12 protein-coding genes are annotated in these 9,181 nt (G+C 47.6%); all 12 read left to right on the plus strand.

What is annotated here, in order from left to right:
- Position 1 precedes the first annotated feature (1 nt).
- The 12 genes from ACTQ34_RS12535 (at position 2) to ACTQ34_RS12590 (ending at position 8,835) form a co-directional block, all read left to right on the plus strand.
- Positions 2 to 553, plus strand: a complete 552-nt coding sequence (locus ACTQ34_RS12535) for a Fe-S-containing hydro-lyase (RefSeq protein WP_441364119.1) — start codon at positions 2 to 4, stop codon at positions 551 to 553.
- 84 nt (positions 554 to 637) lie between these two features.
- Entirely contained in the window at positions 638 to 1,495 is an 858-nt protein-coding gene (locus ACTQ34_RS12540; RefSeq protein WP_441364120.1) for a polysaccharide deacetylase family protein, read from the plus strand.
- 4 nt (positions 1,496 to 1,499) lie between these two features.
- On the plus strand, positions 1,500 to 1,739 hold the full coding sequence (locus tag ACTQ34_RS12545; RefSeq protein ID WP_373166308.1) for a YlmC/YmxH family sporulation protein: 240 nt from the start codon (positions 1,500 to 1,502) through the stop codon (positions 1,737 to 1,739).
- A 91-nt stretch (positions 1,740 to 1,830) separates the two neighbouring features.
- On the plus strand, positions 1,831 to 2,751 hold the full coding sequence (locus tag ACTQ34_RS12550; protein WP_441364121.1) for a DMT family transporter: 921 nt from the start codon (positions 1,831 to 1,833) through the stop codon (positions 2,749 to 2,751).
- Between the two features lie 172 nt (positions 2,752 to 2,923).
- Entirely contained in the window at positions 2,924 to 3,661 is a 738-nt protein-coding gene (gene rpsB / locus ACTQ34_RS12555; RefSeq protein WP_373166305.1) for a 30S ribosomal protein S2, read from the plus strand.
- Positions 3,662 to 3,789: 128 nt separating this feature from the next.
- Complete coding sequence (gene tsf, locus ACTQ34_RS12560) at positions 3,790 to 4,722, plus strand: translation elongation factor Ts (protein WP_373166304.1); 933 nt, start codon at positions 3,790 to 3,792, stop codon at positions 4,720 to 4,722.
- A 1,270-nt stretch (positions 4,723 to 5,992) separates the two neighbouring features.
- Entirely contained in the window at positions 5,993 to 6,229 is a 237-nt protein-coding gene (locus ACTQ34_RS12565) for a hypothetical protein (protein ID WP_441364122.1), read from the plus strand.
- Between the two features lie 338 nt (positions 6,230 to 6,567).
- A complete protein-coding gene (locus ACTQ34_RS12570; protein WP_441364123.1) occupies positions 6,568 to 6,690 on the plus strand; it encodes a hypothetical protein in 123 nt (40 codons plus the stop codon).
- 40 nt (positions 6,691 to 6,730) lie between these two features.
- Entirely contained in the window at positions 6,731 to 7,468 is a 738-nt protein-coding gene (locus ACTQ34_RS12575; RefSeq protein ID WP_441364124.1) for a hypothetical protein, read from the plus strand.
- Between the two features lie 41 nt (positions 7,469 to 7,509).
- A complete protein-coding gene (locus tag ACTQ34_RS12580; RefSeq protein ID WP_441364125.1) occupies positions 7,510 to 7,743 on the plus strand; it encodes a hypothetical protein in 234 nt (77 codons plus the stop codon).
- Between the two features lie 467 nt (positions 7,744 to 8,210).
- Positions 8,211 to 8,480 carry a hypothetical protein gene (locus tag ACTQ34_RS12585; protein ID WP_441364126.1) on the plus strand — a complete coding sequence of 90 codons (270 nt, stop codon included), beginning with the start codon at positions 8,211 to 8,213 and terminating at the stop codon, positions 8,478 to 8,480.
- A 121-nt stretch (positions 8,481 to 8,601) separates the two neighbouring features.
- The gene (locus ACTQ34_RS12590) at positions 8,602 to 8,835 is read left to right on the plus strand and encodes a hypothetical protein (RefSeq protein ID WP_441364127.1); all 234 of its coding nucleotides are present in this window, start codon (positions 8,602 to 8,604) and stop codon (positions 8,833 to 8,835) included.
- Positions 8,836 to 9,181: the final 346 nt, after the last annotated feature.

The raw sequence follows: 9,181 nt of genomic DNA on the forward strand, positions 1-9,181 counted from the left end.
CATGGCACATTATGATTTGAAAACCGAACAATTAAAGGAATGGGCGCCTAAGCTCCGCGCAGGTGATACCGTTACATTGACCGGTGTAGTATATACGGCGCGCGATGCGGCACACAAACGAATCGTGGCTGCGATGGACGCAGGAGAAGCACTGCCTTTTGATTTGGACGGCGCCGCGATTTACTACGCAGGGCCTACGCCGGCAAAGCCGGGGCAGGTGATTGGTTCGGTTGGACCGACGACCTCCGGCCGCATGGATCCGTTTGCGCCGCGTCTGCTTGATGCTGGTCTCGCCTGTATGATCGGAAAAGGCGTGCGCAGTCAGACCGTACAGGACGCAATGCAACGCAATGGGGCGGTATATATGGTTGCAATCGGTGGCGCAGGTGCAGCAAAGGCGGCATCCATCAAAAAGGTTGAAGTCATTGCGTACGATGATCTCGGCTGTGAATCGGTCAAACGACTGACGGTTGAAAATTTCACCGCCATCGTTTCGCAAGACTGTGTTGGCGGCAATCTGTATACCGAAGGCGTAGAAAAGTATAGGCACTGAAAATCGCTTCTGCTGCACGAATCGAATATTTGCCCCTGCCCGGACATAAGCTGATCTGAAAAGCAGTCCGGGGAGGGGATTTTTTTGAAGTTAGGATTCCGGCATACGGCGTTACAGGCGGTGTGTACGGTGCTTGCGCTTTGCTGTGCACTGGCCTTGTTGGGCCGCGGCAAAGCAGAAATGACGCTCGCGGAGCAGCAAGGTGTGCACTTACCGGTGCTGATGTATCACAGCATTCTTAAAGACAGCGCACGACAAGGACAGTATGTCGTTTCGCCGGATATTTTATCCGCAGATTTGGATGCGTTGCAGGCGCGCGGATATCAAACTGTAACGGTGGCCGACCTGCTGGCCTATGTTTATGATGACGTTGCGCTGCCGGAAAAGCCGGTTATGATTACCTTTGACGACGGCTACTATAATAATTATGTATACGCCTATCCATTGCTGCAGCAGCGCGGTATGCGTGCGGTTATCTCAGTGATTGGCAGTCAAACAGCGCAATATACGGAAAATGGAGTGGAAAATGCGTATTGGTCGCATCTGCGGCTGGAACGACTGACAGAAATGCAGGATGTGTTTGAAGTACAGAACCATTCATGGAACCTACATGAATATGGTGAACGCCGCGGCTGCCTGCGACGGCGCGGAGAGGATGAAGGCAGCTACGAAGCACTGCTGCGCGAAGATACGGAACAAACACAAAAGCTGTTGAGCGAAGCCGGCCTGCCAACGCCGACCTGCTATACTTATCCGTTTGGCGCCTGTTCAGAAGAGAGTGAACGTATTTTAGAGGGCATTGGATTCTTGTGCACGCTGGGCTGCGAAGAGCGGATCAACCTGGTGACAAGAGACCCTGCCTGCCTGTATGAAATGGGGAGGTATAACCGTGGAGCGGGCGAAAGCACAGAAAGCTTCCTCTCAAGAGCACTGGGGGAGTGATAACATGGGGCTGATACGTTTTTCCGACCTGCATTGCCGTGAGGTAATCAATTTGTGTGACGGCGCGCGGCTGGGTGAGGTGTGTGATTTGGTATTCGATCCCGTGTGCGGACAGATCACGGCAATTGTTGTACCCGGACAGGGGGGATTGCTCGGAATGTTTTCGCGGCAGGATCAGGAAATCCCATGGCAGTGTATTGAAACACTGGGGGAGGATTATATTTTGGTAAAATTTCATCGATAATTGCAAAAAAGATAGCGGAATAAAAAAGAATATGTTATACTTCAATTAGTCCGTTATCGGACAATTGAAGTGAAAGGGAAGAGGAAAGGATATGGACAGACGGAAAAAAATAGGGTATGCCCTAACAATGTTTGGTGGGATCTGCTGGGCCTTTTCGGGGGCTTGCGGACAGTTTTTGTTTCAGAACCGCGGCTTGAGTTCAGACTGGCTGGTAGCAGTCCGATTGACACTGGCTGGTCTGATACTTACCGTTTATTCGCTTCTGCGTTGGCGCGGGAACGTGCTGTCGATTTTCCGTTCTGCAAAAAGCGTTGCAGGAATAGTCGTGTTTGCTTTGTTTGGTATGGCCATGTGCCAATACTCCTTTTTTCGCTCAATCGAGCTTTCCAACGCTGCAACTGCGACCACACTCCAATACACCGGCCTTGTTCTTGTCATGTTGTGGCTTGCGCTGTGGGACAGGCGTTTGCCGCATCGAAGCGAGATTCTTGCAGTAGTATGCGCCATGGCAGGCGCGTTTTTGCTGGCGACACATGGCGATCCATCGCAGCTTGTTCTGTCTGACAAGGCTCTGTTTTGGTGTATGATGGGTGCCATCTCGTTTGCGGTATACAGCGTGCAGCCTCGCGAAATGATTGTGCAATATGGTACGATGCCGATTACCGGCATTGGCATGCTGATTGGTGGAATTGTATTGTGTGCGGTATTCAAACCGTGGCATGTAGTCGGTCAGTGGGATATTGTGACCGTATCAGGACTAATGTATATCACTGTTTTCGGCACGATCTGCGCATTTTGCTGCTATCTGGAGGGGGTGCGCCGGATTGGTGCAGCCAAGGGGAGTATTCTTGCGGCGATTGAGCCGGTGGCATCGGCGGTGCTGAGCGTAGTATGGCTGGGTGTGCCGCTTGGTGGTATGGATATGAGCGGTATTGCTCTAATCGTTGCAGCAATGGTTTTGCTTGCAAAAGATAAAGGGCATGAGACGGATAAAAACATAGAAAAAGCGTGAAAATTTCTGAAAGAACAGAAAAATTGATTGACAAAGTGTGTATTGAAGCGTATACTATTTAAGCACGAATTCGCACACCTCGTGATGAAAGCAGCCGGTGACGGATCAGCTCTGATCGGTTGCTGCTGTCAGATGATCAGGGGTGGAGGAAACAACCAAGGAGGAAAATAAAATGGCAGTAATCTCTATGAAGCAGCTTCTGGAGGCCGGTGTACACTTCGGCCATCAGACCCGCCGCTGGAACCCGAAGATGGCAACCTACATCTTCACCGAGCGCAATGGTATCTATATCATTGACCTGCAGAAGACCGTAAAGAAGCTCGAGGAAGCTTACTTCTTCGTGCGCGATATGGCCGCTGCTGGCGAGTCCATCCTGTTTGTCGGCACCAAAAAGCAGGCGCAGGACGCAATCAAGGAAGAGGCTGAGCGCTGCGGCCAGTTCTATGTCAACGCACGTTGGCTGGGCGGTATGCTGACCAACTTTAAGACGATGCGCACCCGTATTGCCCGTCTGAACCAGCTGCAGAAGATGCAGGCGGACGGCACCTTTGATCTGCTTCCCAAGAAGGAAGTTATCAAGCTCCAGCTCGAAATCGCCAAGCTCGAGAAGTACCTCGGCGGCGTTAAGGAAATGAAGAAGCTCCCGGGTGCTCTGTTCGTGGTTGACTCCCGCAAGGAGAAGAACGCGATCGCAGAGGCTCGCAAGCTGGGTATCCCGATCGTTGCAATCGTTGATACCAACTGCGATCCGGACGAGATTGACTACGTCATTCCGGGCAACGACGATGCAATCCGCGCCATCAAGCTGATCTCCCAGACCATGGCAAACGCTGTGCTGGAAGGCAAGCAGGGCGAGCAGCTCGAAGTTGAGGCCAAGGCTGATGAGGCTGAAGCCAAGGCTGAGGCGTAATTCTGATATTGTAATATTTCCGCAGGGCGCGACGCCCCCGGCGCGCCGTCCGGTTTTGGCCGTGTAGCGGCGCCGGGCCGTCGCGCCCTGTGGCTTTGATGAAAAAACTTGATTTGGAGGAATATAAAATGGCTTTTACTGCTGCTGACGTAAAGAAGCTCCGTGAAATGACCAACGTAGGCATGATGGACTGCAAGAAGGCGCTGACCGAGGCGGACGGCGATTTTGACAAGGCAATTGAACTGCTGCGTGAAAAGGGCTTGGCCAAGGCTGCTAAGAAGGCTGATCGCATTGCGGCGGAAGGCGTTGTCTGCGCCACTGTCTGTGATGACTGCGGTGTAGGTGCAATCATCGAAGTTAACTCGGAGACCGACTTTGTTGCTAAGAATGCTGATTTCCAGCAGTTCGTAGCTGATCTGGCTGGCGTTGTCATGAAGGAAAATCCGGCTGACGTGGAAGCGCTCAAGACCTGCAAGATGGGCGATTTGACCGTGCAGGAAGTGCTGCAGGAGAAGGTTCTCACCATTGGTGAGAACATCCAGATTCGTCGCTTTGTTCGTTTTGATGACTCCACTGTTAATGTTGCATATACGCACATGGGTGGTGTCATTGGCGTTCTGGTTGGCCTGCAGGTTTCCGATAACCTGAAGGGCAATGCAACTGTAAAGGAACTGGGCAAGGATATTGGCATGCAGGCAGCTGCGATGAATCCGTCCTTTATGGACAAGTCCGAGGTAGATGAAGCTACTCTGGCTAAGGAGAAGGAAATTCTCCTGATTCAGGCACTTGAGGAGAATAAGACTGCTGCTAAGCCGAAGCCGGAGCAGATCATTCATAAGATGGTTGAAGGCCGCATTGGCAAGTACTACGAGGAAAACTGCCTCCTGCAGCAGGCTTTCGTCAAGGAGAACAAGGTTTCTGTTGAGCAGCACATTGCAGCAGTTGCCAAGGAACTGGGCGGCGAAATCAAGCTTGTCAAGTGCGTACGCTTTGAAAAGGGCGAGGGCATTGAGAAGAAGCAGGATGATTTTGCGGCAGAAGTTGCTTCCATGGCGAAGTAATCTATTTTGTGTAATTCCTAACTGAAAAACGCACCGATTCACCCACATAAAATGAGCAAAAAGGGCTCGGAGAGTAACGTAATGTTACCCTCCGGGCCTTTTTTTGTCCTTGTGGGACGGACAGTTAAACGGATGGTAATGAAAAAAGGCGAGTTTTATGCTTCCTCCGGTCGCAATCGATAGGACGGCGCTAAGCTGCGCCATCTAGATCGGGAAGACATTCCGTGTGCTCACTGCCCACAGGCAGCAGAATACGCAGATTATTATGGGCCGCAGGAAGCGTCCAAATGATGAGTGGAGTGTCCCACCGGGCGCGCTGCAAATAAGTTATAGCGTTGTTTTCACCGGCCCCATAGCGGCCTGCAAATGGTCGCAAATAAGCATAAAAAAACACAGTATACAGAAAGCTGTAACAGAAATAGCACAATATATCGTGATATTTTACTGGTCCGAACTTTGGTTGCTGCATTTCCGGCGTGAATGTGGAATTTCAGGTGCTGGTGCGGCTCTGTGTGTAGTTTTATAGAAAGGAAAAAGCTAATGTATTATTATGATACGTCGAAAAAGCTATTTCATATTGCCTTAAAGAGCGATAAATTACCAGAATGGCGTTCATTCTGCGGTGAAGAGCTTATTGTGTGGAAAAAAGGCCTCATGACTGAGAAAATACCAGACGATGGCGCGCTGTGTACGAAATGTCTCCAGATGATAGGTTCGAGTGATAAGACGATAGAGGATGAAGTAAGGCAAAAGATCCAGAAAAAGCCGATTATATGCATGATAAGGCACAGATTGCCTACAATGCGTTCCTTATGCTTCAAAAACTGTCTGAGTGCTCTAAAAGTCATGCAGAAGAGATAACACTCTCGCAGGAATTCTATTTTACTATTTATATATCAAGCCGCAGTTTGATTTTCAATACAATCGAGAATTTCTATAAGAATGAAAACAGGAGTGAAACAATTGGCTCTTTGCTTTCCAACTGCAAAAGTTGCAAAAGGGTCTTTCGGGAAGCAATGTCATGGCATTATCGGTGTAGGGCCTGCGAGAAAAATTGGCTGCCTTTTGAAATACAGATCCCTAAGCTGTGGGAAGATGTAGATATTGACTTAGAATTTAATTTTGGACTCGCTGAACAAAACGAAGATCAGCCGTACATCACACTGAAATGTGATTTCTTTCATTTTTTCGAGTTTATGAATGGACTCTGGAACATGATGAAAGGCCTTGCAGAGAAGGTTAAGCAGCGCCATAAAAAGGAAACGGCGATATGGAAGGCTGGATGGCAGAGATGCGGAACAACCAGAGCAGCCGTTACTGGAAGTATGTGCAGGTGCTACTCCAATACCAGCTTATTCTGAGCACATTTATCCAGAATTCTCTTATTCAGTATTCGAGTGAGGATGACCATGAAGTGCAGGCTATTCCTTATGAGAACGCAGCAGATCTCGAAAATACACTGAATGCGGTGCGGCAGGGGCTGGATGCTAAGCTGACTATCGTATGAATTTCATTTGATAGAAAGCAGAAATAATGATGAACCGCGCCAGCCCGCCGGACAGATTATCGATTGGGAATTGAAAAGAAGGAGAATAGCCATGTCCTCTATGTATGATTGTACGCGGTGTCCTCTTTGCGGAGAATTGATGTGGAATGGTCAGTGCGAAAATCTGGATTGCAAATATCATTGGTATCCGAAAGACGATGATGATGAGTGTGAGGACTATCAAGGCTACATCATCATATGAGGTTCACTTTACCAGACCTGATACGGCGATCTGACCCGCCGGATGGGGTTTGATTTACACATTTTAGAGGGGGAATACGAAGAACGGAGTAATAAAAATGAACAGACTGGAATATGACAAAAGACGAAAGAACATGACAGAAGCCCTGAATAAAATGTCTGAAACCCATGCTAAATACGTTTTGGAACATTATCCTGGGCTACCCTTTGTTGGAGTATAAAGGTCGTCCAGATCTCCAGTGTGAAGCAGAATCGATCGGCGTGGAAGTGACATGCTGTGAAGAGGATAGAATTTATGGATGGCTTATAGACATTGCAAATGGGCAGATATTCCCCGAAAATGCGAAAAGCTCAAAAGGGAGACTGTTTTGGAAATTGCTCTGGATGAAAGAAAATTATATTCGCCGCAAGGGTTTGTATCCGAAAGAAAACTGGAACTGGTATTCAGATGCAGAAAAAGCGCTTCTCGTTCAAGAGTCCAAGGAGATAATGAGTGTAAAGGCATCTGCTTTTGCAATCCCCGCAAAGAACCCGACTGAACTCATAACAACAATTATTGCGCGAGCAGTGGATAAGAAAATGAATCAGCTTATAATGTATAAACCGTTCAAGAGGATGGAATTGTTCATTTGGCTACCGTCTCTCTCTTTGGACGATAGCAATGAAGTCCTAATCATCCATAAAATGTTGCAAGAAAATGCTTTGGGATACGATCATTTTGCAATGAATATGTACTTTAGAGCTGTTCACATTCTAATTGGCAGCACAGAATTGCAAAGTGCGGAACTGCTTACCTTCACCGAAGAAGATGTACGGAAGACAAAGGTTTCTCTATGCGACCTTGCAGGTGAAGAGGTATTTGAACAGAACGGTGTGCCGATCTCTCATAGCTCGCAGTTTTTATGCGATACACTTGATGAAGTTAACCGGCAGGTTGATGAGAGAATCTATAAAAAACTCAAGGATTTCTATCCTGACGGCGCATGGGATGAGTTTTGAGAAGAACTTCAGAAGAAATATCCGGATGGAGGAAAGTGATCATGGAGACCAACAACAGATACCCTGAGAGCATCATTAGATTCCTGCGGCTCCGCATGGGGCTGGTTGAGGATGACACGCACCTCGATGAGCACTTCCAGTCCATGAGTCCGCCTCACGTCTTTTCATGGGTCTTGGAATGGAATGGTTTACTTGTTGGCTGGGACTTCACAATTAAGGGCTGGATCAAGGACATCTACGGTATTGATCTTGATGCAGTGGAGAACCAGAAGTGATGCGTGATTGAAGAAACATATTTGGTTGAGGGGGATGAAAGGCAAGGAGTGACACGGCTCTATGAGAGCGAATATAAATGATGAGCAAAAAAGAATAATTGCAAGCTATCTGTATAGAACCAGCACACGAGAGCAGGTAGTAGAGTTAGAATGTGTGCAAAAAATACTGAAAATGGCTGATTATTTACACAGTGAAGCCATTTTTGCATATAATGCATATTTTATACTCCGAAAACTGTCCGAATGTGAACAGTCCTGTGAGAAAGGGATGGGGTTGTCTCCCTATCTGAATCACATGCTTCGTAAAACGAGCACGGACTCAATCGTGGCTATCCTTACAAAAGCCTACAAGTATCGCAAATAAGGATTTTGCTGACTATTATGAAGATTTAATCAGGAATGATGTGAATAATTGCAGTGGTTCTTGCGCAACTTTGAAAGATTCGTATTCCTCCATTTTGAGATTCATGGATTTAATGAAATATTTATTGGAGAATTTACGCCAGCAGGTCATGGACTACTGCAACAGTATGCAGGTACATTACGATAGGGACGGAAATCTCAATGAGAAGGATCCGGATTGGAGGAGCTTGGAGATTTTGACTCAATATCAGCTTATCTTCTCTGGATTCATTAAAAATGTACTGTCCGCCAAGGAAAAAGCAGTTTTTGAAAGTGCAGCAGATTTCGATAAGATGTTGCAGGCCATCCAGCAGGCTGTATATCAATCGTTTTGACGAAAATCTGATACCTGATGATCTAATGCTACCGAAAGTAGACTGCGATACAGCAGTCCTGAATGCCGGGGCGATCGATAATAGGTGTGAAAAGTTTGATAAATGAGGAAGGGTCACAGTTATGACAGCAGAAGAATTGCTTGGGAAATACCAGAAGGTGTATGGAGAGATCGTTTTCCCCGATGACGACATCAATGTGCTGCGGGAAATTTGGCCTAATCCAGCAGGATGGATGTACTCCTCCGACGGTATCCAGTGGGAGGACGCTCCTATGGATATCGGCAAGATTGATTACACCCATGCTTTGTTCCGGAAAAGCACGTTCCAGAAAAGAGAATGGAGGGATTTTAAGTGAACCTGTATGGCATGACAAAGAAGAAAATCATCCATGTGATCGCCGATAACAGCCGAAATGGATGCAACGGATACTGGTACGCTGCCTGCGGCAAGGTCTGTCCCAAATTTTGTGTAAACACTGCCGGGCAGTGCAAAATAGAGCCAAAATAATTTAAGGCGGGAGCGGCGCCAGCTGCTGATGCCTTGTCTACAAAATAACAGCAGTCTGCGGGCATGTCAAGTGCGGAGGCGTCAGCTGAACTGCACCCCAAAAGTTGGACAAGAAAGTCAACGAAAGGGGTGCAGAAATCTATGGGAAAAGAATTGTTCAGTGAGGAATTAAAATTAGCAGTTGTTCAGTATGT

It is taken from the genome of Agathobaculum sp. LCP25S3_E8 (assembly GCF_052117165.1).
Classification (GTDB): domain Bacteria; phylum Bacillota; class Clostridia; order Oscillospirales; family Butyricicoccaceae; genus Agathobaculum.